Genomic DNA, 25,298 nt, shown 5'->3' with positions numbered 1-25,298 from the left:
CGGCCTTGTGGTTGACAATCATTCCGGTTTTTACACCAATTGGGGGCCCTATATCTTTGCCGCCGTTTTCTATGTGGTGATGGCGATCCTGATTGGCTTTGCAATCTTCCTCATCGTGTTGTCGAAGATGTTCATGTGGCTGCTGTTAGCGCTGGCACCCTTGTTCATCATCCTGCTGCTGTTTGGCGTCACGACGCGGTTCTTCAGCGGGTGGATGAGCGCGCTGGTCCAGTATTTCCTGGTACAGGTCCTCGTCTATGCATTTCTGGCCTTCTACGTCTCGCTGATCCAGCAGACGATCGACACGCTCAACGGCGTTGCCAATTCCAAATCGGCGACCTGGGCCACCATCGGCCCGGTCATGCTGCTCGCGATCATCGGCATTCTGCTGCTCAGCCAGATCAACAACATGGCCGCGGCCATCGCTGGCGGCGTTCCGATCTTCGCGCCGCGCATCGGCGCTGTGCTTGCGACCGCGAGCGGTTATCGGCTCAGTACGGCCGCGAACCGCGCGCGCCTTGCCTTCCGCAATCCCCTCAGTCCCGCCTCGATGTCGCGGCGTGAGGAGCTGGCGTCGCGTCAGCGTGCGCGCGTCGGCTTGCGCGCCGCATCCTGGGCGCAGTCGGCGGAATTCCGGCGCCTGGCCGACCAGCTCCGCAATCCCAGCGTTCCGCCGGCGTCGAGCGGGGGAGGCCGGCCATGACGGAGACGACAGCCTCGGAGTCCGCGCGGGTCGATCCGCGCTACTACGCCGATGGCGCCACCTGGGAGCGCGATATCGCGCGCCGTAACCGCAATTCGCGGGCGCTTGCCTGGATCGTCGCCGCGGTCATGGCAATCGTGGCCCTCGGCGCGCTTGGCACCTTGGCTTTGCTGGTGCCGCTCAAGACCTATGAGCCGTACATGGTGGTCGTCGACAAGACCACCGGCTTCGTCGAGGTGAAGCGGCCGATGGCGGAGGGTCCGCTGACCCAGGACGAGGCCGTCACGACATTCAATGTCGTCCGCTACATCAAGGCGCGGGAAACCTATGACCCCAAAGCCCTGAAGGACAATTTCGATCTGGCGCAGTTGCTCGCGACAGGCGACGCGGCGCGCGAGCTGACCGAAATCTATTCGCCAGCCAATCCAAGCAATCCGGTGAAGCTCCAAGGCGCGAACACGGTGATCGCGGTGAACATCAAATCAGTCACGTTCCCGAATAACCGAACCGCACTCGCCCGATTTTCGACCGAAGAAAAGTCCTCGACCAACATCATCACCCGCAATTGGGTGTCGCTGGTGCGCTTCCGCTATACCTCCGCGCCGATGCGCAACGAGTGGAGGTTCGACAATCCCCTCGGCTTCCAGGTGCTCGAGTATCGACGCGACCAGGAGACAGCCCCCTCGCCGGGAACGGTAGGTGCGCAGCAATGATCAAGCGTTGCGTTGCCATCAGTCTCATCCTGTCCGTTGCCATCGGTCCCGCCTTTGCCGAGGCGCTTCCGCGACCGGGTCGCGTGGACACCCGCGTGCGCGACGTCGTTTACAACAAGGATAACGTGACGGCGATCGACGCGAGCTACGGCACCTCGACGATGATCGAGCTGCAGCCCGACGAGAAGATCGAGACGCTGGCGCTCGGCGACTCGATTGCCTGGAAGGTCGAGCCCAATCGCAAGGGTGACATTATCTTCGTCAAACCGGTCGACAAGAATGCTCAGTCGAACCTCAACGTCGTCACCGACAAGCGTATCTATTCGTTCCTGTTGCGATCGAACACGCGGCCGCCGGGAGGACAGATCTACGCAGTTCGATTCCGGTTTCCGGATGACGAGGTCAGCGCGAAGCTCTTGGCTGAAGCCAAGCAGCGCGCCGCCAATCCGAACCTCAAGGATCTCAACATCGCCAACGCCAACAGCGATTACGGCTACAAGGGCTCGTCGGTGAACAAGCCGGTTGCTGTGTTCGATGACGGCACAAAGACCTGGTTCCGCTTCGAGGGCGAGACACCGGCGATCTACATCGTCGATGCCGAACGCAACGAGATCCTCATCAATTTCCGGACCGAGGGGCCTTACGTCATCGTCGACAAGGTGTCGCCGCAGTGGACCCTGCGCAATGGCCAGGAATCGACCTGCATCTTCAACCGGCGGCTGACCAATGTGCACGAACCGAACGGGCTCGAGCCCTATGCGCCGCAGCGAATGAGCTCGGCCACGAATTTTGGGGGTTGACCCGTCATGCCGAGCGCAGACGACTATCGCTCGTTGGCACTGGAAGCGGCGGCCGCGACCTCCGTCGCGCGCGGGCGCACCGCGCTCGGTAGCTTCCTGAAATTTGGGGTGCCGATCGGCGCTCTCCTGGTCGCAGCATGGATGATTTACGGCTCAGTGGCGCGGCGCGCGCCGACGCTAACGACGCCCGACAAGGAAGAGTTCACAACGACACAGTTTCCGGCACCCTCGCTGTCGTCGCCGCGGACCCAAACCAACCAGGGCACGATCGTCATCCCGCAGGCGCCGGCCGAACCCGCACCGCCGCCCCCTCCGGTTGCCCCTCCCTTGGCACTTCCAGCACCACCACCACCTGAACCACCGCTCGCCGCAGCGCCCCCGAACGACGACGAGGCGCGCCGTCTCGCCGAACTCGAGCGCTTGCGTCAGGAAGAAGAGAGGCGGAAATGGGAACGCCTGCGCGCGCCCCAGGTGATCGCTGACAATGCGGCCGCGGCGGCCGCAAGAAATCCCAAGGACGGAAGCCAGGCGGCGGCAGGTCTGGACGACGATCCTAATCGCCGATTTCTGGCCTCGGTGTCGGCCGCAGGCGTCGAGGTCTCGCACGCCACCAGAAACAATCGGATCGATGCACTCGTGGCGCAAGGCACGATGATCCGTGGCGTGCTGGAGACGGCCGTCCAGAGCGACCTGCCTGGCATGGTGCGCGCGGTCGTCACCGAGAATATCTGGTCGTTCGACGGACGGCGCGTGCTGATCCCGGCCGGCAGCCGTCTCGTCGGCGAATACAAGTCGGGCATCACCCAGGGTCAGACCCGTGTCTTCGTGGTGTGGACGCGCATGCTGCGATCCGACGGGGTCTCTGTTCAGCTCGGCTCGAATGGCACCGACGATCTCGGGCGGGCCGGCAACGCCGGTTTCGTCGACAACCATTATTTGGAGCGCTTCGGTTCGGCCATCATGCTGTCGGTCGTTGGTGGGGCGTCGCAATTCCTCAGCGCCTATGGCCAGAACACCAACACCAACGGCAATGGCTCCACCATTACAACGACTGACCCAGTGACCGGGATCGTCACGCAGACGCAAACCGGCGTGAATCAAAACCAGCTCAGCCTGCAGGCGCGCGCGATCGCCGCGCAGAACGTCTCTCAGACCCTCACCAATATTGCCCAGCAGGCGCTGCGAAACTCGATCAACATCCCGCCCACCATCTACCTCGACCAGGGCACCCGGATCATTGTTTTCGTGCGGCGCGACCTCGACTTCTCCGCGCTCTATCCCGACCCGGTCAAGCAAGCCTTGAGGGAGCTGAAACGTGAACGCATTGGCGCGAAGCCTGACGGTCTTCATTGATCGGGCGCTTGAACCGATCCGGCCGTGGCTCGCGGATGATCAGGTCGTCGAGATCTGCGCCAATGGACCGGGTGAGGTCTGGGTCGAGCGGTTTGGCCAGTCGGCGATGGAACGCCATGACGTCCCACACCTGACGGAGCACGCGCTGCGCCACCTCGCCGAACGCGTTGCCGGTCATTCAGGCCAGAGCATCAATGAGGACCATCCGCTGCTGTCGGCCGCTTTGCCGACCGGCGAGCGCTTCCAGGGCGTAATGCCCCCGGCGACCACCGCCGGGGGCGCGTTCGCGATCCGCAAGCAGGTCATCAAGGAGATGCGGCTCGACGATTACCGCAAGCTTGGCTCTTTTGAAAAAGTGACGACGGCCGGAGAGGGCGCCCTCTCCGAAACCGACCGCCGGCTGTGCGAACATCTCGATGCTGGCCGGATCGAGGACTTCATCCGGTTGGCGGTCGCCAACCGCTATTCGATCCTTCTGTCGGGCGGGACGAGTTCCGGCAAGACGACGTTCTTGAACGCGATCCTGAAAGAGGTACCCGTCGACGAACGTATCATCACCATCGAGGATACGCGGGAGGTCAATCCGATTCAGAAAAACTACCTGCCGCTGGTCGCCTCCAAAGGGGACCAGGGCGAGGCGCGTGTCACGGTCGAAACCTTGCTGCAGGCCTCGATGAGGTTGCGGCCGGACCGCATCTTTCTCGGCGAGATCCGCGGCGCCGAGGCCTACTCGTTCCTGCGCGCCATCAACACCGGACACCCGGGCAGCATCACGACCGTGCACGCCGACAGTCCCGCCGGCGCGTTCGAACAGCTCGCCTTGATGGTGATGCAAGCCGGGCTTGGCCTGCGGCGCGACGAGATCGTCGGCTACATCAAGTCGGTCCTGCCGATCGTCATCCAGCAGACAAAGGTCGGCGGATGGCGCGGCACGTCGGCGGTGCATTTCTCGCGCATGGCGGAATGGCGGGAGCAGCGGACCGGAGGGAAAGGCCGTCATGGCGCGCGTCGTCGCCTATAGGATCGGCATCGCGATCTTGGTGCTGCTCGCCTTCTGGCTGTTGTGGAGCATGGCCTACGAGGTTGTCGTGGCTCTTCGCTGGGCGCCGAGCCGGTTTCCCAGCGAAGGCGCATCCCGCTGGGCTCTGTTCCGGATGCAGAACGCCGATCGCTCCGTCGACTTCTTTCTGATCGCTTGGCGTCATTTTTACGACCGCCTGCTGTTTCCAAGCACGCGCCTCGAAGCGCTGATCCGCGCCGGCTATGCCGTGGCCGCGGTTGGCGCGCTCGCCATCGCCGGCGTGCTGTTCGCAGTCATCAACCGCCGGCAGATGCCCTTCGGCGCAGCGCGTTTCGGCACAGTGATGGAGGCAGCCAGGCAAGGCCTCACGGCGAAGCAGGGCATCGTCCTGGGGACATTGGGTGGGGCGACCATCCGCTCGGACGAACCGGCACACATTCTCGTCGTCGGCCCCTCACGGTCGGGCAAAGGCACTGGCTTCGTCCTTCCGAATGGCTACCTCTGGCAGGGCTCAGCCGTGTTCTTCGATCCCAAGCGCGAGAACTTCGACGCGCTGGCCAATCATCGTGCGGCCATGGGCAACAAGGTGTTCATGTTCTCGCCCGGCTCGAACGACACCCATCGCTACAATCCCCTCGACTTTGTCCGGCGGGATGCGCGGATGGCGACGGACTGCCTGGTGGTGGCCTCGTTCGTGATCCCGGAGAAAGCCGACGACACCTGGGCCGGCGCCGGGCGTCTGCTTTTGTCGGCGCTGATTGGCTACGTCCTGTCGTCGCCCTTGATTGCCGGCGCACAGCATATGCGCACCGTCGCGCGAATGACCACGACGGGCAAGGACATTTCATCGGTCTTGCGCGCCATCGTGAAAACCGAATGTCAGCATCTTCCGACCTGGGTCGTCGACAGCTTTAACCAGTATATCGCGCTCGAGCCGGAGACCCGCAACAGTGCGGTGTTCAACGTCAATATGGCGACGTCGCTGTGGAACAACGGGCTGATCTCGGCGGCGACTGAGACCTCCGACTTCGACATCCGCGAACTGCGCCGTCGGCCGATGACCATCTTCATCGGCTGCACCATCGCGGAGCTCTCGATCTTCCGGCCGCTGATCCGGATTCTGTTCCAGCAGATCCACGACCTGATGATGGTGAAGATTCCGGGCGCGGACGAACCACACCAGGTGCTGCTGATGCTCGACGAATTCTACCATGTCGGGCGGATGGATTCTCTGATCTCCAAGATCACGATCAGCGCCGGCTACGGCTTTCGCATGGCGATTGTCATGCAGGATATCGCGCAGCTCGATGAACTCTATGGCAAGAATATACGCATCACCACGGTATCCGGCTCGCAGATCAAACTCTTCATCCAGATCAACGACCTCGAAACCTCAGACTTCGTGTCCGAGATGCTCGGGGAGACCACGCAAGTCTACAAAACGCCGATCCAGCGGCCAGGGCAGGGGATCTTCGCACCGCGCGTCTGGGCGCCGCATTATACGCCCCGGCCGCTCCGCAGTCCGCTCGAGCTTCGGGAAATGTCAGCGCGGCTCTCGATCCTAATGGTGAAGAACTCACGATCGTTTGAATTGACGAAAATCCGGCACTACGCCGACAAACCTTACCGGCCGTTCTATGAAAAGGCCAAAGCCATGCCTCCCGTTCTGCCCGCGCTGCGTGACTGGCAGGACGAGACTTTGGGAGGCGTGATCAGTCCGGCACTGGATCAGCCAAACGAGGCCGCGGAAGTTGTCGCCGCTCCTGCGGCGATCAAAACACCGACAACGCGCAAGGCCCCGGTGAGGCTGCCACCCAGGAAGAAGGCCGAGAGCACGAAGCCGTCAAAGATCACTCCAATCTCAGCCGCGCCGTTAACACTAATCGCCCGACCGGAGCTGCAGAAGCCAGCGCGCAAGGCATTGTCGTTAGGTGGAGCGCCCCCAGCGCCCGCAGGAGAGAGTTGCGATGTGCGTCATATCCTAGCGTCGGCACAGGCCGATCAGAATGAAGATTTCGACGCAATGATAGACATTTTTCGCGGCCCGCCGGAGCAAAAGGTGCAGAAGGCGGTTGATGCTCTCAATGCCTTGCATCGGTCGTTCGGCGAAGAGAAAAAGTAACCAGACGCAAGTCCGTAACAGCGATGCCCAACAGCAGTAGGTGCCGTTGATCTCGACCGAGGTGGACCTCGACACGGCATATCCAAGCTCTTTGCGTGAGCCAGGGGGTAAAACTTGATTGCACCTTCCAGCCGGCACTAGACGCCATCCGACGCGCATTCCCCCGGTTGAGCAGCCAGGTCGAGAAGGCGACAGCGCTTTACTGGACGGACCTGGAGCGCCGCAAGCTCTATATCAGCGAGCATGGCGACGACATGCCGGAGGTCCGGGACTGGCGTTGGGCGGCGTGATTGGGGATGTCTCCGCCCGAGGTCAAATCCAGCCTGTTGCCCCGCAGGCGGCCCATTGCGCGGCGCGCATTATCGCCTCACACGAGGACTAGAGCGTTTTCGAGCGAAGTGGATACCGGTTCGCGTGAAGAAAACGCGTCAAATCAAAATCATAGAGCCTGGCTTCTGATTCCATCAGAAGCGAAAAGGCTCTAGCAGATCGCTCGCCATACCCGGGCTTTGGTTCGGCGCGATCTGTGCCAGTGGTTATGATAACCCCTTGTCTGCACCCGACGGCGTCAGCACAAGCAACACGTCGTAGAGGCCACGATCCTGCGCGCCGGTTTTGACCTCAAAATCCAGTTCACGGCACATCTTCAGCATGACCGAATTGTCGTGGAGGATCTGACCGGATATCCGCTTCAGCCCCTCAGATTTGGCGTATTCGATGATCATTTGCATCAGAGCCCAGCCCTATCCCTTCCTTTCAGATCCGATCTCAGCAGGATCGCATACTCGCCGGTTTCTTGTTTTGAGTCAGCATGCAGCCAAACGACACCAAGGATTTCACCGCTACCTTCATCGAAACCGACAAACGCCATCGCTTGCGCATAATCGAGTTGGGTCAACCTGGCGAGGAACAAGTGGATGAATTCTTTGATGGAGTCGAAGAACCGAAGCCACATATCTTCCTTGTTGACGTGGTGTAACAACCCAAGAAGCAGCGGCTCGTCGTCCGCCCGAATTGGACGCGTAAAGATATGCCAGCAATCCCTGAGAACGAGACGCCGTTCCCATTGAACCGGATAGGGAAGAACACGGAGAACATCTCGGTTATTTCAAAACCCAGATAACATTCGAGGAGATCGAGCGGGAGTTTTCGCACTTATATTAGTAGCCTGGCTGCAGCCGTTAAACGAATATTAGGGGACACAATGAGTAGAAAGCAAAAATCTAAAGGTCGATGCGGAAACGTGTTCGCGCTTATTCTTTCCCGCTAAGAGCCCATCCGGAGAGTTCTTGAATCGGATGAATCACATGTGATTCATATGTGGACGCCCCCTATGGCAAGGGCTTTTTGTCGGGATGGGTGTGATCGGTTGCTTTCATATGTCCGGCCTGTTTATGCGGCGCTGTGATTGCCGCTGGCCTTGATGGAAATCCGCCGGTGAGGTCCCTTATCAAGATGCCGCGCTTATGAAGCGCATTGAATCACACGGGTTGGTCTCACCATTGGCTCGATCGTTACACATCATCGACTGCCGTTACCAATTAGGGTTGCCTGGGGCCTGTGCTCAGGCTGTCAGTTCATAGGGCCGATAGGCTTCCTTTCGCGTCAGCACGACCCATGCGATCCGGGCGAGCTTATTGGCCAGCGCAACGGAGACGAGCCTGAACGGCTTCTTCTCCATGAGCTTTCTGATCCAATTAGCCATGGGCGTTGGCTTGTCCTTTGTGTGGCGGATCACGGCGGTGGCGCCGACGACGAGCAAGCGGCGCAAGTATCGGTCTCCCTGCTTGGAGATACCGCCGAGCCGGGTCTTGCCGCCGGTGGAATGCTGCTGCGGCGTTAGACCGAGCCAGGCGGCGAACTGTCTGCCCGAGCGAAACTGATCGGGATCGGTGACGGTGGCAGCAAGAGCCGTGGCCGTGATCACGCCGAGGCCGGGGATCCCGGCGAGTCGGCGACTGGTCTCGCTCTCGGCGTGCCAGGCCATGAGTTGCTGATCCAGCACCGCGATCTCATCGTTGAGCACCATGATGTGGCGGACAAGAATCCCCAAAGAAGTGCGAGCATAAGCTGGCAAAGTGTTTTCGTCGGACAGTGCCTGTTCAGCCAGCTTCGCCAGATTGGCGATGCCGGGATTTGCGACAAGGCCGAGTTCGGCCAGATGCGCGCGCAAGGCATTGGCGATCATGGTGCGTTGGCGCACCAGCAAGGCTCTGGCGCGATGGGTCATGAGAACGCTCTGCTGCTTGACCGTTTTTACCGGCACAAACCGCATCGTCGGGCGCTGTACGGCTTCGCAGATCGCTTCGGCATCGAGTGCATCGCTCTTGCCGCGCTTGACGTAGGCCTTCACGTAAGACGGTGGAATGAGCCGAACCTCGTGCCCTATGGTGGTGAGGGTGCGCGCCCAGTAATGCGCCGTTCCGCACGCCTCCACTCCTATAAGACAGGGCGGAAGTTTCGAGAAGAACAGCAGCATCTGTTTGCGGTGCAGACGCTTCACCAAAATCGTCGCGCCGCTCTCATCAACGCCGTGCGCTTGAAACACGCTCTTCGCCAAATCCAGCCCAATCGTCGTAATCGTCATCGTAAACGCTCCTCTTCCTGCTTCGGTGTCCGGTCAACACCATAGAGGTTGCCGCGGGTGCGGGGGCGTCCACATCATCAAGAGAGGCGATCTGATTCTGGAAGGGATCGCCGATGTGGACGATGGAAAATCGCGGGCGCTACAACCGAAGCAAGCTTCGCTACCCCAGCGATCTGACGGATGAGGAATGGAAGCTCGTCGAGCCCTTGATCCCGCCGGGCAAGCGCGGCGGCGGTAAGCGCACGGTTATCATGCGCGAGGTCGTCAACGGGCTGATGTATATTTTGAGCACGGGTTGCCAATGGAGCGCGATTCCGAAGGACCTTCCGCCGAAAAGCACGGTGTACGATTATTTCGACCTGTGGAGTTGGGATAGCACGCTCAATCGTGTGCATGAGGTTCTCTACGTGGAGTGCCGGGAACGGGCCTCGCGCGAGGCCAGCCCCACCGCCGCGATCATCGACAGCCAGAGCGTCAAAAGCGCTGAAAAAGGGGGTCCTACGATCCGCCTGGATACGATGCAGGCAAGAAGATCAAAGGCAAGAAACGTCACATCCTCGTCGATACGCAAGGCTTGCTGATGCACGCCGTCGTGCATGCCGCCGATCTGCAGGATCGCGATGGCGGGGCCCTTGTCATGGCGACCCTGTTCGGTCTGTATCCGTTCCTGCTGAAGCTCTATGCCGATGGCGGTTATCAGGGCCCGATATTCCGGCGCGCCATGAAGAAGATCATGTCGCGCGTGAACGTTGAGATCGTCAAGCGCTCCGATACGGCGAAGAAGTTCGTCGTGTTGCCGAAGCGATGGATCGTCGAGCGCACATTCGCGTGGCTGGGACGATGCCGTAGGCTCGCCAGGGATTGGGAGAATTTCAATCAGAAAGCGCTCGCGTTCCTGCGTCTCGCGTCGATCCGCCTCATGCTGAGAAAGCTATGCAATCCCGCATAATGTTTCCGGATAGACTCTAAAACTTTATCGGTCGAGGTCTTTAATCTCAGATTTGAAAACCTTTGTCGAGTTACTGGGCTCGATGTTGAATTGAAGCTTTCTTTCGATCGTCGCAACTCAAACCTAAAAGCCCTCCAGATGAGTGACCGGGGACGAATGCGCCACCCAAGATATGGACACCGGCAAGGGGTCGTGGTCGGCCGAAGTTCGCCGAACAGTTGGCGGTCAAGTTCGGCGAGCGCAAGTGCGTCCAGGCGATCCATCGAAGTTATCTCGAAAAAGTTTATTGCTGCATGCCACCGTAGGCAATTCATCGAACTGCGGCTATTGGGCACCTCGAACAATGACGTTTTTGTCGTTGGATCTCCCGCCGCTGTGGCGTGACGCTCGTTTTCACTGTTGATTTTCCGGGGAAGCGGTTGCGTTCACGCGATCTGCGTCCGGTTTTATGCGTACCGGGCAGACGGCTCCCTCATGCGGCGGCCATTCGCTCCAGCGCGACAAGACGGCGGATGTTGTAGACGATGTCCTGGAGGCCGATTTTGGCTTTCGCCCGAGCAATGCCAATCGTCCGAATTATCCGACCACCCGGAGAGGTATGTTTCGAGTTTCAAAGGATCGGCGCGAAAGTGGTCCGTTGATCTGCCTCAAGGAACGCTTGTGAGCAATGTTGTAGTTGAAGATCAATGTAAAAATGAGCACGTCAGGAAGGAGCGGTGTGCGGCGTTTTAAAAGCGGCGCCCGCACCCAGACCCGGTGAGGAGATAAGTGATGATGTGGGGATATGGCCACGATTGGGGCATGACGAGTGGATGGGACGGCGGAGCATTTAACATGATCATCTGGCCCTTGGTTCTCGCCGCGGTAGTCATAGGTGTGATTTTGTTCGTACGGTCGCCCTCGCATGGAGGCGTGAGCTGCACCCGGTTCGGTTGACACCGGCTTAAGCTAATCCAGTCTGCCTCTCGAACTCCATAGGGCTCAGATAACCAATCGTCGAGTGTCGACGTTTCGGATTGTAGAAGCGTTCGATGTAGTCGAACACGTCGGCCTTGGCATCGTTGCAAACAGGGAGATCGAGCATGTCGAAACGAACAATTTTTGCTATCGGGCTTGCCAGCGCTATCGCGATTGCGACCTCAATGATCTCTTCTCCAGTTAGCGCTCAAATGGGCAGAGGCGGAAATGAGTACGGCCCCGAAATGATGTATGGGCAAGGCCATGGACCCGGCATGATGGGTCCTGGCTATGGTCCCGGAATGATGAGCGGCTGTCCAACGATGGGAAGCACCCCTGACGGGCAGGTGGCTACCTTCGCGGAGGGGCGTATCGCCTTCCTCAAAGCGGAGCTGGGCATTACTGACGCTCAAAGGAGCGTATGGGATGCTTACGCAGAGGCGATCAAGGGCAATCTGCAAAACATGCAGGGCATGTGGCAGACAATGAAGACCGTATTCGAAGCCAAGACGCCGGCCGATCGCCTTGATGCGCAAATTGCCGCAATGGACAGCCGGCTTGCCGCGCTTAAGGAGATTAAACCGGCGCTTGCGAAGCTCTACGCTGCACTGAGTGCGGAACAAAAGAAGAAGGCAGATGAGGTGCTTACCGAGGTGGGTTGCATGATGTGACGCGGCTCTGGTGAGCGCGCGACGGATATTGAGCCTAAAATAGCCGAACCGGAGCATCGCCTACGTCGTTTACAATTCGGCTGGGGGACTATCGGAAATTCTGTGTTTGAGGCGGGGTGGACCATCTTGCGTTGACGAAACGCTTGTTGAACATGATGGCGAATTGGGTCTTCGCCTCGGAACATTCGCGCGGTGGGCGCTTCCACTCAGCCGCGGCGCGGTTGAGTGGCCATACTGGTGAACTCCGTGCCGTTGTTGCTGACGATCATCAACGGACGACCGCGACGGGTAATGAGGGTGTCGCGTTCACGCCCCACTCGTGCACCACCCGTTAGCCAACGGTGGCAAGATGAAGACCATCCGCTACTCGGCACCTAAAACTTGACTCGGTAGTGCGGCCCATGGCTGCAATCGAAGATGCATTGAAACAACTGACTACCTGACGAAGCTGATATAAGAAGCCAACGCTTCAATTTCGTCCGGGCCCAAGGAGCGGGCAACGACCGGCATCGGCGTTCCCATGCCCGAATGATAACCTTGGCCCCACTGCACGAGCCGGGACTTGAGATAGAAATAGGAGAGCCCCCCGAGGCGAGGAATATCTCGCACACCTTCGGCGTTAGGACCGTGACAGGCATAGCACGAGGCGATATTGGCCTCGGGAATTCCGTCCATGTAAATCGTTTTTCCCTTCGCCGTGAGAGCGGGATTGCCGTCGTTTGCAGGCTTCGGATGGATCGTCGCGAAGTAGGCTGCCAGGTCGCTTGCCGCGCGAGGACCAAGTGCTGCCACTGCACCCCACATGTACTGCCTGGAGAAAGGATTGTCTCGCGAGTGATCGCGGAAACTTCTTATCTGGCTTTCGACATAGGCCGGCCGCTGCCCGGCCAAGCGGGGCGCGACCGTATAGCCCTGCCCTGATGTCCCGTGGCACCAAGTACAATTGTGAATACTAGTGCCGTCCCAGGCCGCGGCGGGAGCAATCGAGGCGAGAATCACCAGCAGCGCTGCTTTCAGTTTCATGCCCGTCATGACCTCAGGCTCTCACGTGATTCGATAAGACCAACAGCATGGACAAAATCGCGGAACTCATTGCAGATAGCTGACATATGCAGCCACCGCCTCAATCTGTGGTCGCGTCATATTGCGCGCCGTCGGCGCCATAATCGCTGAAGTGTCGGCCGCCGATCCCTGGCCTCTCACCCTTGCCCAACCCGAGAGCTGGCCGACGGTGTACTCATACAATTGACCTGCCAGCCGTGGAATTTCGTTCTGCCCTTTGCCGTCGGATCCGTGGCATGCAGAGCATGCTGGCACGTTGGATTCAGGAAGCCCTTCTTCATAGATGCGCTTGCCTGTAGCCATAGACCCTCTCGGCGCGCCTCCAATCGGTCTCGGATCCAGTCTCCTGAAGTGCGTCGCCAGCGCCGAGACCATTGATGAGCTCAGTACGTGGGCGACGTTGGCCATGATCGGATTGGTACGCCGCCGCTCGATGAAGGCCCGCAATTGGTTCTCGATATATTGGGTATTCTGTCCCGCCAGCCGCGGCATCGGAAAGTAGCCGCGATATCCCTGAGCCGACAGGCCATGACATGTCTCGCAATATTCCAGCTTGGCCTCGAGACCCCCCTTCGCGACCTGGACTCGATCATCCGCCCGACAAGCGATTGGGAAAGCTGTGATCAGCACTATCGCCTGCAAGGCAACGCGGACCGTAAATGCCCGACGGCGAGGTGTCCGCTGCAATGCAGGTCGCGCTGGCATCAGGATTCGTTCCCCGCAATACGAAAGCTCAATCCGACCTTCACGACCTGAATGTTCTGCCCCACATCCTCATTGTCTGGAAATACGTTGGTCGGATCGGACTGGCCACCGAGGTAGCATCCGGTCCAGGTAAAACGGGTAGCGAATGGCGGCTCCGCCTTGCGCGGCATGTCGGCCGCAAGTGCAGAGTCAGTGAGGGCGATCCCAAGCGTCGCGGCATTCGCAAAGGGCACTATCTTCATCCGACGATCTCCTATACTGCCGCCCTACATCGCAAACCAGGCGTGGAGGAACACGGTATTGTTGTCGTTGGCGGCGACGGTCGTGCCATTGAACTTGTTGTAGTAGGTGTATTGTAGGCCGATACGGGCGTTGAACCATGGCCAGCCAAATGACTTGCTGGCGCCGAACGGGATATAGGCGATCTCGGCCTGCCACCCATCGCTGTTCGGTGTGAGCACAAGACCCGTGTTGGCGTCGATACCGTAGAGATTGGCGTCCGCCGTGCCCCAGATGTTGAAGTATTGGCCAGTCAATACGATCCGATTGTCGGCGCCAAAGGCCAGTGAGGCCTGCAGCTTCAGGCTGTTGAGCAGATTAGTCGGATTGGCGGCGGCCAGATTGGCGAAGCTCGCATCCAGCCGCTGGAATTCACGAATATAACTGCCGCGCAATGTCAGCCAGTAATTGTCGCCTTGATACTGGTATTGCGTATCGAAGCCAACATCGGTGAATTTGTCCGACTGCTGGAATGTCCCGGTGGTCCCAGTTACGAAGGTCGGATCGAGCCACGGATGCACGTCCAGATACATTCCAAACGTGCCGACCATCAGCGAATGCCTGCCCCAGTGCGGCTCCAGCGCGATCCGCCAATAGGGCGCCACACCTCCGAAGCGACCAGGGCCGTCGAACGGATTCATGCCGAGCGAATTCTGGGCGTTAAAGCCGAGCGTCTTGTACGCGGTGAATTCGAGGTAAAGCAGGTCGTTAATTGAAGTGTAAGCCCCGACGCCTCCGACACGAGCGGCGAACGCCCCCTCGAGCATGGTGCTGGCGTTGGGTGTGCCTGCAAGCGTCGAGGCTGCATAGGGGAACGACCATGCCGGCGTCGTATTCCACAAGTCCTGAACTGTCGGGTTGTTGTTGGCGGTGATGCCATAGATAAAGTCGAAAGGACCGAGGTTCGCAGTATTGGCGTAGCGAACGTCGGTATTGTCCCACGACCATGTATGCTTGAACTGGTCCGCCGGCGTACCGGTCAGCGCGGACAAGGGGTCTGGCCCGCTGTAAGTGACCTGGGCGAACGCTCCGACGTGATCCGTGATGGCTCCGCCCCAGAAACCGCTGACGGGCGAAAGCACCACGTTGTCATTTGCTTGATAGGGATAGGTCGGCGGTGCAACCGTTGGCCCGTGGGTATGCGTGTAGCCCACGATCGCCATCATCGAGATCGGCGGGACCCATTCCTTGCTGTTGGCGTCTGGCTCAGACGTAGGCGCAGAATTGTCCAGCGCCTTCACGTAGTCTCTGAGCTTGTTGTACTCGGCGCGAACGTCGCGGCCAGTGTTTGACGAGAAGGGCGACGTGCGGAACTCGCCTCCTCCCGTCGTATAACCGAGTAGCTTGAACCTTCGCCCGAACGGAGTAAGCGCGGGAAAATCCGTATGACATGCCCCGCAGGGCTGGCCGGTCTGCCGCGCGAAGCTTGGCAGTGCGTTCGCGGGTGACGCGAGGCTAATCGTCAACGTGACGATCGAGATGACCAAAAGAGCGAGTGCGGTAAAAGGCCACCTGACAGCCCATTCAATTGCACTGTAACGGTGGTCCGACATCGCGTGCATCCCGCTGCGGCGCGCTTGGTGCAAGTTAGGGCTACGAATCACCTTCGCGTTAGTAGGCCAAGAGTTGCACGCTCCACCAAGCGACATCCGTCGCACGAGATCAGATTTCAATCTCCCGAGACATTTTCGCAACGCCAGTTGCTTATGCTTCTAAGAGACATTAGCAACTGGCGTGTGAAACGTTTGAAAAGGCGTCGCCTCATCTCCATGCTACTTTTTTGTCGAAGGTCGATTTGCGAACGCCGCAAGAATCAACTGGACCACAACAACGCGCTACGCGTAGTTTGCGAACATCATTGGCGGGGACGCTCATGAATTTGCAATCGCTAACGCGAACAACAGCCTTTGTTGTCGCTGCTTCCATCTCGACGATGGCACATGCGCAAGAGAAGACCGGGCATGTGTCGGCCCCGGAGCTCAGGGCGAAGACGGACTATTGCAAGACTTGTCATGGCGTCGAGGCGCAAGGCTTCCGCGGATCCTTCCCGATGCCGCGATTGGCGGGGCAGCAGCCCGAATACGTGGAGAACCAGCTCAAGGCGTTCATCGAACACCGGCGTCGGAATCCGGTAATGTTCAACGTCGCCCATGCATTGAGCCCGGCGATGCTGGCGGCCCTGACGGACGAGTTCAAAAATCTCAAGCCAAAGCCGTTAGGCGGCGCGCCAAAAGCAATCGTGCCCGAGGGCAAGAAGATTTACGATGAGGGCATTCCAGGTGCCAACGTTCCCCCTTGTGCGTCCTGCCATGGACCTGAAGCAAAGGGCGTCGGACAGTTTCCGCGTCTCGCAGGTCAACTTAATGACTACGTGATAAAAAAGCTGACAAACTGGGACAAAGAGCGTGGTCAGAATAAGGCCAACCCAGATGCGTCGGCGATCATGCAGCCGATCGCCCATGACCTTACTGATGCGCAGATCAGAGCTGTCGCGGCCTACGTCAGTGAATTGAACTAATCCGATCGGCAACTCCTGAGAACTTGCGCTTGCGCAAGTTTCGCAAACAGATGTTGGACCTGAAGGCGCTGACGCTTGTGATATCGTCCAGCCGGCCGGCGACATCTTCCCATAGACAACCGGGGTCCGGCTTCGCTCGGTGCCCTTCAAGCCCGAGAAGGTGAAAGCCGCGCTAGGGTCGGTATGAGTGGAGTCGGCTCCTGCCGATCAACGAGATCGCGTACAAAATGGTGCGGCGCCATGCCATGATGGCGACGGGACCTCAATTTGACGGGACATTTTATGCTTATTCGACCGGGGCCGGAGTCGGTAACAGCTCCCGCCCCTGAGAGTGGTGCTACAAGGCAAGAACTCCCATATCGCTTGCGGCAGCAATCCTTGCTGGGGGAGTTTGGCCGTTTGGCGCTGCAAACCCGGGACATCGGACAGATCCTGCAGCAGGCAGCCGAACTTTGCGCCCAGGGTCTCGAAACTTCTTTCGCCAAAGTCCTTGAATATACGCCTGACGATAATCGGTTGCTGGTGCGCGCCGGCGTCGGGTGGGCTCCGGGGATTATCGGCAACGTGTCTCTCGGAATCGATATGGAATCACCGGCCGGCTATGCGTTCCATACCGCGCAGATCGTGATCTCCAACCACCTTCAGGAGGAAACACGTTTTCGAACGCCGAAGCTGTTGTCTGATCACAGCATCAGGCGTGCGATCAACGTCCTGATCCCACGAGGCGGCGAAGGCAATCTGCCGTATGGCGTTCTCGAAGTCGACAGTCCCGATCCCGGCCAGTTCGATGTTGCGGACGCCGACTTCCTGGCCGGTTTTGCAGGCCTTCTCGGGTTAGCGATCGAACGGCAACATGCCGATACAAAACTGCAGGCAGCGCTTGATCATCAGGCTATGTTAACGCGCGAGATGAGTCACCGTGTCAAGAACAGTCTCGCATCGGTCGTGGGCCTACTCCGGGTCCAGGCCCGCAATGCGCTGTCGGAAGACGTCCAGAATGCGCTCAAGGACGCCGCCTCGCGCATTACGACGATTGCCCAGGTGCACGATCACCTATGGCGCAGTACCCGGATCGGGTTCGTCGATATTTCCGATTTTGCAGGCGGGCTTTGCACCAAGCTTCAAGAAACGATTTTTGGGAACAAGGTCACTTGCAGGTTTGAGCACCTTATGATCTCCGCCGACAAGGCCATTCCGCTGGGCCTGCTGATCAACGAGCTTGTGACGAATGCAGCAAAACATGCATATCCCGGCGGATCCGGAGCGATCCAGGTGTCGGGTGAACGCCGCGGCGTCGACCTGCACGTCGTGGTTTCGGATCAGGGAATTGGTCTCCCGCAGGATTTCGATATCGACCAGCCGCGCGCAAGTCTGGGCTTCAAGGTCATCAAGAGCCTGCTCGCCCAACTCGAAGGACGCATGAGCATTAACCTTGAATGGCCAGAAGGCGCGGCGATCGAATTTGACGTGCCGATCCACCAGGATTGAGTGAATATCGATCGTCGTGAACCTCGACTGCGGATCGTTTCGGAACGAAGTTGGCTGCAGCCTGTTTCGACCGCTCACCCATCGTGCAGGCAGTGATGTCAGCCTCAGCAGCGAATCGTCCCGCAAGGGAGAGTCGGTGGCCACAGTGGAGGTCGGAAGGGATGACAAGCGCGGCGTCAAGGCAATTGGTTCTGGTGGTCGAGGACGAACCGCTGCTGCGCATGGAAGCAGTCGAGATGATCAGGGAGTCCGGATTCGATGTCATCGAGGCCTTCGACATTTCATCCTTGGCCATGCCGTCTTTGCTCACGGTGCCTTTGGTCATCAGATCGAATCTAGACGTGGGGAGGCAATAGCTTGGCGATCTCATCGAGGTTGTCGGCCTGGCCATCGTTGCTGCCCAGCAGTTCGGCCAGCCGCCGGTCGTTGCCATAGTCGAGCGGCAGAATGACGCTCGGATTGAGTTCGACCTCGGCGCGCTTCTCTAGCGCGGCTTGGGTTTCGTGCTCAAGTGCCGGCAGTAGCGTCGGACCAGGCGGTTTTACTTCAGCCTGCTCTGCACAGGATCAGGGATGGCGATGATGAACGCGGCGAAGCTCGGCCAAACCGCCCTGCGGATCAAAATGCCGAGCACCCGCCGCAACACACTTTCCCGTGTCACGAAACGTTTCGATTGAGCTATGGAATGTTTGGGAACTCTAATCAGATTCCAGAGTTTTCGATGTCAGGCTCGGCTCGGCTTATGATTCGGAATCCGGCTTTTCGGCGCCCGCGAGGGGGCGCAAGTCTTAAACTTATGGAGTGGGCATGCTGAAAGGATTCGTCGCCGGGGCCGTGTTAACAATCGCCGCCGCAATTGTTAGTGGTTATATTCTTATCCAGAGTGGCGTCATACCGGCCAACGCCGACGCAACGCCCGGCCCACTCGAAACTTGGATAGCTGGTACGTCACTAGATGCGTTATTGAGTCGCGAAGCGCCGAAGGGTCCCAATCCTGTCGCGACAACCGATGCAAATTTGATTGATGGCATCAATTTGTTTGCGAAGCACTGCGCGATGTGCCACGGCACGGCAAAAGGTAGTGAATCGGCATCGCCCGTTGCGAAAGGTCTTTATCCAAAACCTCCTCAACTAGCATCGCATGGCGTTGAGGATGATCCCGAAGGTTTTTCGTTTTGGAAGATCAAACACGGTGTCCGCTGGACGGCCATGCCCTCGTGGAAGGATGCCCTCACCGACAGACAGATTTGGACACTTGCCCTTTTCCTAAAACACATGGATAAACTTCCACCGGCCGCACAAGACGCATGGCAAAAGGTCAAGAGTTAGACCTGCCATTGCTGCCATCGGATGCCAGAACGTGATGATCGTCTGGGCCGCAGCTTGGTTGAATTTCTCCGCAACCTCCAACACCTCTTACTCAGTGTCCGGTAATGCCAGATTGTGCCGAAGAAGTCGCCTTTTGGTCTGGAGTGATCTTACGTCGAGCGAGCCGTGGCGTTTGAAGGCAGCCGTAACCGATCAAGCAGCCAAGATCGGTGCGGTGGCGGGGATCAGCTTGGCCAGTTTCCTCAGGCTCTGAGTGGTGGCGGGGAGCAGGAACTCGTCATGTGCGCCACATGGGCCGCGCAGTCGCAGTCGGTCGAGCTTGAGGATGCGTTTGAGGTGGGCGAACCACATCTCAACCTTCTTGCGCTGTCGCCGCGAGGTTAGAAAAGCGGCGGTCTTGGCGATGTGGCGGGCGAAGTCTCGTGCGCCCTCATGGATACTGCGAGGCACTTGCAGCATCGGGGTGTTACAGTTGCGTGTTTGATTTGAAGTGAGCGCGCTGAGCGGCAGCCTGGTGAGCCCTGCGCTAGCAAGACCATGCGATGATGTGTGCGGGTTGGATCCGCTTTCGCGCGAGTCGGATGGCAATGCGGCGAATTTCCTGGATCGACCAACGGATCAGTGGCGGCGTGGTGATGCTTTGGCTTTTGCCGGAGGAGCGAGGTTTGGCTTTTTTGGGCGGCGGCGGATTAGCGCGATGTCGGATCGCGGCCATCATGGCGAAGGCGAGCATCACCAGGGACACATGACGGTGCCAGCCATGCCAGGATCTGCTCTCGTTGTGATCGAGCCCGAACTCGTTTTTCACGGTTTCAAAGCTGTCCTCGATCGCCATCGATGGCCTTCAACTGCGACCAGCGTTTCAATTGATGTTCCCGCTGGACACCAGGTCGTGAAGAAGGCGAGGTCAGCATCGGCGATGCGGCGACGGATCAGCAGACCGCGTGTCCACAAACCATCATTTGTGCAGTTGAACTGCCCGGCCTTTGAATTGAGCGCCTCAATAGCGTTAGTTGTGTAGATGATCCGTCGGACCGCTTCGGGGAAGGGATCTCGGTCCGATGCTGAAATACGCTCACAGGTGCTTACGGGGAACGCGCGCGCAGAAAAGCTGGCGCCGTCTCCATGGCCACAACCAGTTGCGAAAACTCGTTCTCAGTGTAACATTCAACAACGGGATCGAGATCATCGGCAATCCGGTTGGGACTATCGGAAATTCTGTGTTTGAGGCGGGTGAACCATCATGAGTTCACGAAACGCTCGTTGAACATGATGGCGAATTGGGTCTTCGCCTCGGACCATTCGCGCGGTGGGCGCTTGCGCTTCCACTCAGCCGCAGCGCGGTTGAGACATAGATACAGCAATTTTGTTGCGGCGTCATCGGTAGGAAAGTGACCCCTGGTCCGAACCGCCGCCGCCTGACCGGCAACGCCGTCACCAAATCTAGCGAAAGCCCGTTCCGCGTGGGAAACTTCTGAAGGCTGGAACCTGCAGGCAGAAGTGACGTTGGGTCTTGGGTAAGAGTTGTAACCGCGCGTATGCGCAATTCGGAGGACAAGGATGGACAAGAAAATAGCTGGATTATTGGGGGCGGTCGCGGCCGTAGCCGCGATTGGCGGAGCTCACGCGTCGACAGCCTCGGTTCTGATCACAAATGACCCGCTTGCCGCGCAATCTTACGCAGACCTGCTGACGCCAATCGACCATGCAACCGAAGCCCTCGTGGCCGACAACGCCAGACTTGACGCTAACTCCGCTGACGGAGTGCAGTTGGCGCAGTATCACCACCATCATCATCACCACCACCGTTACTTCCGTCATCATCATCACCATCATCAGTACCGTCGTCGGTACCACCACCATCATCACCACCACCACCATGGCTCATTCATCGGTGTGCCAGGCGTGGGCGGTGTGGTAATCCGGTAAGCAAAGCCTGACATCTTAGGTCCCATCCGTCCGCGTCTTGGTTTTGGCCGCGCGCAAGATATGGCGGTACGTCCCGTCAAAGACCGTATTCGTCGCTGACGTCCATGTGGATTCTTTCGCGAGCGTATCGCGGCTGGCGTGAATGCGCCGGCCGCGCATCTCTCGTTCGGCTGCTTCATCGGTCGTCATAGGGATTAGTTCGAAGCTCGGCTCAGCCGGCAGAAACAGAATTTGCAGCATCGGCTCGCCATGGCGAAATATATGTGTGACGCCGGGTGGCGGCGCCTTGAAGACCATGAAGGAAATCATCGGCCACCAACTGGTCCGCAATAAAGCCGGCACGGCTAGGGGAACGTCGTCAGTCTGTGAAGTATAATAGCGCGGGTGTGGCTCGGTGCGCACCGCCATATCATCAGTGACCTGCAGATCTAACAGCAGCTGATAGGTGTAATAGTTCTCGCCAAACTTGCGAAACGGCGGCCATTGGATGCCGGTCTCGGGATCGGGACCGAAATCGCCGGTAAGGATGACCTGTCCGCGATCCTGCGTGACGTGCAGTTCATTGTCATAAGGATAAAAGATTTCGATGCCGTATTGCGCTCCCTCCGTAAACGGAATGCAGTGCCAGGCATATTCATGCGAACCATCGCGGCGTGGTTCTGGATTGCCGCCCCAGCCCGGCATTTCCAGCTTAGTCCTGCGCGGGGCCAATCGCGGCTCAAACAACCGATACTTGACTGTCTGCATGTCTATCCTCAATAGCGTCCGTTTAACTTCAACCGCCAATATGCCCGCAATTGCGCAACACACTTTATTCGCGCGTGGAAACAATTCAATCGACATTCGCTTATCGAAATTGACGACATCGGTGTCGTGTCCGCTTCGTCGCGGAGACGAAATCTTATCATTGTGGTACCAAGTTCTGCGAACGAGCTTGATGACTATTCGCTGACAGACCCGTTAGCTGCGAAGGCGTTGGTAAGGATCAGTACGAGCGGATTGTGGCTGTCTACACGATTGATATCCGCTTTCGGCGGCCCTGCCGATATAGACGGACTTGCCACTGTTCCGGCTGGTCGTGAATGACCCGTCGTTCACCGTGAGTCCCTATGTCTGTCCTAGCGGATGCAATGAACGCCGCGACCGCGGTGATATTGCTGTCGGTCCACGGGTCCTGCGGTAGCGCGACGTTATTACCCACGATCTCGTGAAATCGAGTGCCAGGAATCCTACGCGCGACCCCGGCCATTGCTCGGCTGGTATCCAGGCATCATCGCGGATACTAGGCGGCGAGACACTGGGACGCCGTGTTCAAAACTCATTCGGCTGCGAAATATCGATAACGGTTGCGGGGCGCTGCGGCCTGAATTTCCGGAACGCTGCGATAAGGGGCATCTCGATGAGTTTACTGAATGTCACGCCGGCCGTCAGCACGACACATACCATCAGGATGAGCGAGATCCCTTGGGGCAGCAATCCAGCAACGCCTGATGCGAACAGTGCCTTGGCGAAAAGGGAGAGCAAGGGCAGATGCACGAGATATATTGAGTACGACGCGTCTCCGAGAGTATCCAGCAATCGCGGTACGCGCAGGCCGTGCCTGCGCTCATAATTGCAGGCTCCCAGGATAGCGAATGCGCTGGCTGCGCCAAAAGCGACGATATAGGCATCTGCGGGTAAGAGATGCGTCGCATAGACCTTGTGCACGCCAACCGCGATAAATGCGAGCGCGCCGATGAGGGCTACAAATCCGGGCGCCGGGCAGCGCCATTTCCTGAACAGGAACGCCATCGCAAGCCCGAACGAAAACAAGAGGTTGTTGGCCGACAAGATTACCCCATAGGGAAATTCAGACGATCCGGCCAATGTGTTCGCAAGGCAGGCGGCCTGCCAGGCGACGAATACCCATTTACCGATCCTGGCGTTCAGGATCGTCATCGAAAAGATCACATAGAACAGCAATTCGTGTTCGAGCGTCCAGGCGACACTGACGATAGGTTCTTGCGGATAGGGAATCAGGAGAACGGATGCGGCAACGCGCGATACAGTGCGCTCGTCGGGAGTGCCGAGCGACGGATTTACAAGTAGCGCCGCCAGAACCGCAAACAAGACCACCCAATAGGTCGGGTAGACCCGAACGAATCGTTTGAAGGCGAACGGCAAGAATTGCCGCGGGCGGCCAGTATCATTGGCGTGGACGAGATAGATAATGAATCCGCTCAACACAAAGAAAAACTGGACGCCTGAGTTTCCAAAGCTCAGCAGTGAAGAAAAGGCATCGGGAAAATATTTCCCGATGCCCCAGACGGAATTGTTGAGATGAAAGAGGACGACGAACAGCGCCGCGAGGCCCCGGCCAATTTGCAGCGAGCGAAGTGGTCTGGCCGCAGGCGCTTTCACTGTCATGATGCCATCGTCAGAAGCTGTCCGCCCGCGGCGCAGAGAAGAACCACGAGCCAAGGCGGCGTTCGCCAAAGAAACAACAACAGGAAGGCGACCGCCGCGAGCGCGAAATCCGCCCTGGTCAGAATTCCGTTGGTCCAAACCGGATTGTAAAATGCCGCCAGCAGCAGTCCCACGACCGCGGCGTTGACACCGCGCAGCGCCGCTTGTGTTGTTCTCCGTCGCCGCAGCCCTTCCCAGAACGGCAGGATTCCGACGACCAGTAGGAACGACGGCAGAAAAATCCCAGCCAGGCAGAGGGCGGCAATCTTCCAGCCGCCGATCACGGCGCCGAGATAAGCAGCGAATGTGAATAGCGGCCCTGGAACAGCCTGAGCGGCGCCATAACCGGCAAGGAATGCATCGTTGCCGACCCAACCTGACGGCACGACCTCGGCTTGCAAGAGTGGAAGAACGACATGGCCGCCGCCGAACACCAGCGAACCGACGCGATAGAAGGTGTCGAACACGCGAATGGGCTGATTGCCAGTCGTTGCGGCGATGAGAGGAAGTCCCGCCAGCAGAACGGCGAAGATGACGAGTGCCAGGATTCCGCTGGTACGGCTGACCGGCACCTTCAATTGCACCTGCTCCGTCACCGGTTCGGCGCGCAGGAATGCCATGCCGATCAACGCGCCTAAGACAATGGCCCCGATCTGTCCCCATGCCGACGGTATCGCCAGAGCGGTGACCGCCGCCAGCACCGCCAGCGTCGCGCGTCCGCGATCCGGTGTCAGGGTCCGTGCCATCCCGAGGATGGCCAGCGCGACGACGGCGACAGCCGCGACTTTCAGTCCGTGCAGCCAGCCGCTGCCCAGAGCATTACCGGCTGCGGAAAGTCCATAAGCGAAAAGAACGAGGACGAGAGCGGATGGAAGAGTGAATCCGCTCCAGGCGGCAAGCGCTCCAAGATAGCCCGCGCGCGACAGGCCGATCGCAATACCGACCTGGCTGGAGGCCGGGCCGGGAAGAAACTGGCATAACGCCACCAGATCCGCATAGTTCTGTTCGGCCAGCCATTTTCGGCGGACAACGAACTCATTACGAAAATAGCCGAGATGGGCAATCGGCCCGCCGAATGACGTCAGGCCGAGCTTCAGGAATGCGGCAAAGACCTCCGCGGGGGCGCCCTCGGACGCGTTCCTTCTCATGGCAGGGTATAGGCGTGACGCGTTAGTGCTTCATGGCTTCGCCGGTGAATTCCCGTACGCGGAGCTTTACCAGCGCAAGTCCCTGCCTGCCGAGTTTGGTGGCTTTGTAGAGCTTTCGTGCGGTGCGGCCCTCGCGGGTTACCCGCGAGACCAGATAGCCCCGGCGCTCCATCGCATGCAGCATCGGGTATAAAGTGCCGGGACTCAGCCGGTATCCGTGGTTGGCCAGTTCGTCGATCATCCACTGGCCATAGATTTCGTGCTCCGCCGCATGGTGAAGAACATGAAGCCGGATAAATCCGGTCAGCAGATCGTCGAACTTCATCATTCCAAATCATTTGATTCGGCTCCAATATCGATAGACGATATCGAGAACCGATAGTGATTCCAAGTGTTACCGATTCATAGCGTAAACTTGGAAACAACGAAACGGGCTTACGCGTCCATGCCCGCCATTTGGTCCGCGCTTGCCCAGATAGGAGACAGCCGTGAAACTCAATCGCCGCGCCTTGCTGAAGC

Annotated in this window: 21 protein-coding genes and 7 pseudogenes; 13 read left to right on the top strand and 15 right to left on the bottom strand. The window is 58.8% G+C overall.

Annotated features, from left to right (window positions below):
- Window positions 1-7: 7 nt before the first annotated feature.
- From V4R08_RS17380 to V4R08_RS17350, 7 genes and pseudogenes are all read left to right on the top strand, one after another.
- Window positions 8-703, top strand: coding sequence for a TrbL/VirB6 family protein (locus V4R08_RS17380; RefSeq protein WP_335580617.1), 696 nt, complete (start codon window positions 8-10; stop codon window positions 701-703).
- The gene (locus tag V4R08_RS17375; RefSeq protein WP_335580616.1) at window positions 700-1,416 is read left to right on the top strand and encodes a VirB8 family type IV secretion system protein; all 717 of its coding nucleotides are present in this window, start codon (window positions 700-702) and stop codon (window positions 1,414-1,416) included. The genes V4R08_RS17380 and V4R08_RS17375 overlap by 4 nt, the downstream gene beginning before the upstream one ends.
- Window positions 1,413-2,216 carry a P-type conjugative transfer protein VirB9 gene (gene virB9 / locus V4R08_RS17370; RefSeq protein ID WP_335580615.1) on the top strand — a complete coding sequence of 268 codons (804 nt, stop codon included), beginning with the start codon at window positions 1,413-1,415 and terminating at the stop codon, window positions 2,214-2,216. Before V4R08_RS17375 ends, virB9 begins: the two co-directional genes overlap by 4 nt.
- A gap of 6 nt (window positions 2,217-2,222) precedes the next feature.
- The gene (gene virB10, locus V4R08_RS17365) at window positions 2,223-3,569 is read left to right on the top strand and encodes a type IV secretion system protein VirB10 (RefSeq protein WP_335580614.1); all 1,347 of its coding nucleotides are present in this window, start codon (window positions 2,223-2,225) and stop codon (window positions 3,567-3,569) included.
- Window positions 3,532-4,590: a P-type DNA transfer ATPase VirB11 gene (virB11, locus tag V4R08_RS17360; protein ID WP_335580613.1), complete on the top strand. Its 1,059-nt coding sequence runs from the start codon at window positions 3,532-3,534 to the stop codon at window positions 4,588-4,590. Before virB10 ends, virB11 begins: the two co-directional genes overlap by 38 nt.
- Window positions 4,568-6,712, top strand: a complete 2,145-nt coding sequence (locus V4R08_RS17355) for a type IV secretory system conjugative DNA transfer family protein (protein WP_335580612.1) — start codon at window positions 4,568-4,570, stop codon at window positions 6,710-6,712. Before virB11 ends, V4R08_RS17355 begins: the two co-directional genes overlap by 23 nt.
- A 125-nt stretch (window positions 6,713-6,837) precedes the next feature.
- A pseudogene (locus V4R08_RS17350) lies at window positions 6,838-7,002 on the top strand (phosphoketolase family protein); the annotation flags it as partial.
- Between the two features lie 246 nt (window positions 7,003-7,248).
- Here V4R08_RS17350 and V4R08_RS17345 read toward each other — a convergent pair.
- Both V4R08_RS17345 and V4R08_RS17340 read right to left on the bottom strand, forming a co-directional pair.
- Window positions 7,249-7,799, bottom strand: a pseudogene (locus V4R08_RS17345) (GNAT family N-acetyltransferase); the annotation flags it as partial.
- Between the two features lie 477 nt (window positions 7,800-8,276).
- Window positions 8,277-9,299, bottom strand: coding sequence for an IS110 family RNA-guided transposase (locus V4R08_RS17340; protein ID WP_335578010.1), 1,023 nt, complete (start codon window positions 9,297-9,299; stop codon window positions 8,277-8,279).
- A gap of 113 nt (window positions 9,300-9,412) precedes the next feature.
- Between V4R08_RS17340 and V4R08_RS17335 the strand changes: the two are divergent.
- Window positions 9,413-10,248 (top strand): annotated as a pseudogene (locus V4R08_RS17335) (IS5 family transposase).
- A 943-nt stretch (window positions 10,249-11,191) separates the two neighbouring features.
- Here the strand turns inward: V4R08_RS17335 and V4R08_RS17330 are convergent.
- Window positions 11,192-11,311, bottom strand: a pseudogene (locus tag V4R08_RS17330) (IS3 family transposase); the annotation flags it as partial.
- A gap of 19 nt (window positions 11,312-11,330) precedes the next feature.
- Between V4R08_RS17330 and V4R08_RS17325 the strand changes: the two are divergent.
- Entirely contained in the window at window positions 11,331-11,876 is a 546-nt protein-coding gene (locus tag V4R08_RS17325) for a Spy/CpxP family protein refolding chaperone (protein WP_335580611.1), read from the top strand.
- 435 nt (window positions 11,877-12,311) lie between these two features.
- On the opposite strand, the gene V4R08_RS17320 is transcribed toward V4R08_RS17325, so the two are convergent.
- From V4R08_RS17320 to V4R08_RS17305, 4 genes are all read right to left on the bottom strand, one after another.
- Complete coding sequence (locus V4R08_RS17320) at window positions 12,312-12,908, bottom strand: c-type cytochrome (RefSeq protein WP_335580610.1); 597 nt, start codon at window positions 12,906-12,908, stop codon at window positions 12,312-12,314.
- Window positions 12,909-12,965: 57 nt separating this feature from the next.
- Window positions 12,966-13,568 (bottom strand): c-type cytochrome, encoded by a 603-nt coding sequence (locus tag V4R08_RS17315; protein ID WP_335580609.1) that lies wholly within the window; start codon window positions 13,566-13,568, stop codon window positions 12,966-12,968.
- Between the two features lie 74 nt (window positions 13,569-13,642).
- A complete protein-coding gene (locus V4R08_RS17310; RefSeq protein WP_335580608.1) occupies window positions 13,643-13,885 on the bottom strand; it encodes a hypothetical protein in 243 nt (80 codons plus the stop codon).
- Between the two features lie 24 nt (window positions 13,886-13,909).
- Entirely contained in the window at window positions 13,910-15,475 is a 1,566-nt protein-coding gene (locus tag V4R08_RS17305; protein ID WP_442935715.1) for a cytochrome C, read from the bottom strand.
- Window positions 15,476-15,795: 320 nt separating this feature from the next.
- Here V4R08_RS17305 and V4R08_RS17300 point away from each other — a divergent pair, with 320 nt between their 5' ends.
- The 4 genes from V4R08_RS17300 (at window position 15,796) to V4R08_RS17285 (ending at window position 19,257) form a co-directional block, all read left to right on the top strand.
- A complete protein-coding gene (locus V4R08_RS17300) occupies window positions 15,796-16,440 on the top strand; it encodes a c-type cytochrome (protein WP_335580606.1) in 645 nt (214 codons plus the stop codon).
- A 282-nt stretch (window positions 16,441-16,722) separates the two neighbouring features.
- A complete protein-coding gene (locus V4R08_RS17295) occupies window positions 16,723-17,928 on the top strand; it encodes a sensor histidine kinase (RefSeq protein ID WP_335580605.1) in 1,206 nt (401 codons plus the stop codon).
- Window positions 17,929-18,089: 161 nt separating this feature from the next.
- Window positions 18,090-18,284, top strand: coding sequence for a hypothetical protein (locus tag V4R08_RS17290; protein ID WP_335580604.1), 195 nt, complete (start codon window positions 18,090-18,092; stop codon window positions 18,282-18,284).
- A gap of 451 nt (window positions 18,285-18,735) precedes the next feature.
- Complete coding sequence (locus tag V4R08_RS17285; protein WP_335580603.1) at window positions 18,736-19,257, top strand: c-type cytochrome; 522 nt, start codon at window positions 18,736-18,738, stop codon at window positions 19,255-19,257.
- Window positions 19,258-19,449: 192 nt separating this feature from the next.
- Here V4R08_RS17285 and V4R08_RS17280 read toward each other — a convergent pair.
- The 8 genes and pseudogenes from V4R08_RS17280 to V4R08_RS17245 all read right to left on the bottom strand — a co-directional run.
- A pseudogene (locus tag V4R08_RS17280) lies at window positions 19,450-19,725 on the bottom strand (transposase); the annotation flags it as partial.
- A 205-nt stretch (window positions 19,726-19,930) separates the two neighbouring features.
- Window positions 19,931-20,304, bottom strand: a pseudogene (locus V4R08_RS17275) (transposase); the annotation flags it as partial.
- A 194-nt stretch (window positions 20,305-20,498) separates the two neighbouring features.
- Window positions 20,499-20,669: pseudogene (locus tag V4R08_RS17270) on the bottom strand (IS256 family transposase); the annotation flags it as partial.
- A gap of 169 nt (window positions 20,670-20,838) precedes the next feature.
- Entirely contained in the window at window positions 20,839-21,138 is a 300-nt protein-coding gene (locus V4R08_RS17265) for a hypothetical protein (protein ID WP_335580602.1), read from the bottom strand.
- Window positions 21,139-21,201: 63 nt separating this feature from the next.
- Window positions 21,202-21,933 carry a hypothetical protein gene (locus tag V4R08_RS17260; RefSeq protein WP_335580601.1) on the bottom strand — a complete coding sequence of 244 codons (732 nt, stop codon included), beginning with the start codon at window positions 21,931-21,933 and terminating at the stop codon, window positions 21,202-21,204.
- Window positions 21,934-22,497: 564 nt separating this feature from the next.
- Window positions 22,498-23,586: an acyltransferase family protein gene (locus V4R08_RS17255; RefSeq protein ID WP_335580600.1), complete on the bottom strand. Its 1,089-nt coding sequence runs from the start codon at window positions 23,584-23,586 to the stop codon at window positions 22,498-22,500.
- A gap of 2 nt (window positions 23,587-23,588) precedes the next feature.
- Window positions 23,589-24,779: a chromate efflux transporter gene (chrA, locus tag V4R08_RS17250; RefSeq protein WP_335580599.1), complete on the bottom strand. Its 1,191-nt coding sequence runs from the start codon at window positions 24,777-24,779 to the stop codon at window positions 23,589-23,591.
- Window positions 24,780-24,801: 22 nt separating this feature from the next.
- Window positions 24,802-25,104 (bottom strand): PadR family transcriptional regulator, encoded by a 303-nt coding sequence (locus tag V4R08_RS17245; protein WP_335580598.1) that lies wholly within the window; start codon window positions 25,102-25,104, stop codon window positions 24,802-24,804.
- Window positions 25,105-25,298: the final 194 nt, after the last annotated feature.

The organism is Nitrobacter sp. NHB1 (assembly GCF_036964665.1).
In the GTDB taxonomy this organism is placed as follows: domain Bacteria; phylum Pseudomonadota; class Alphaproteobacteria; order Rhizobiales; family Xanthobacteraceae; genus Nitrobacter.
This window is presented reverse-complemented; position numbering and strand designations above follow the sequence as displayed.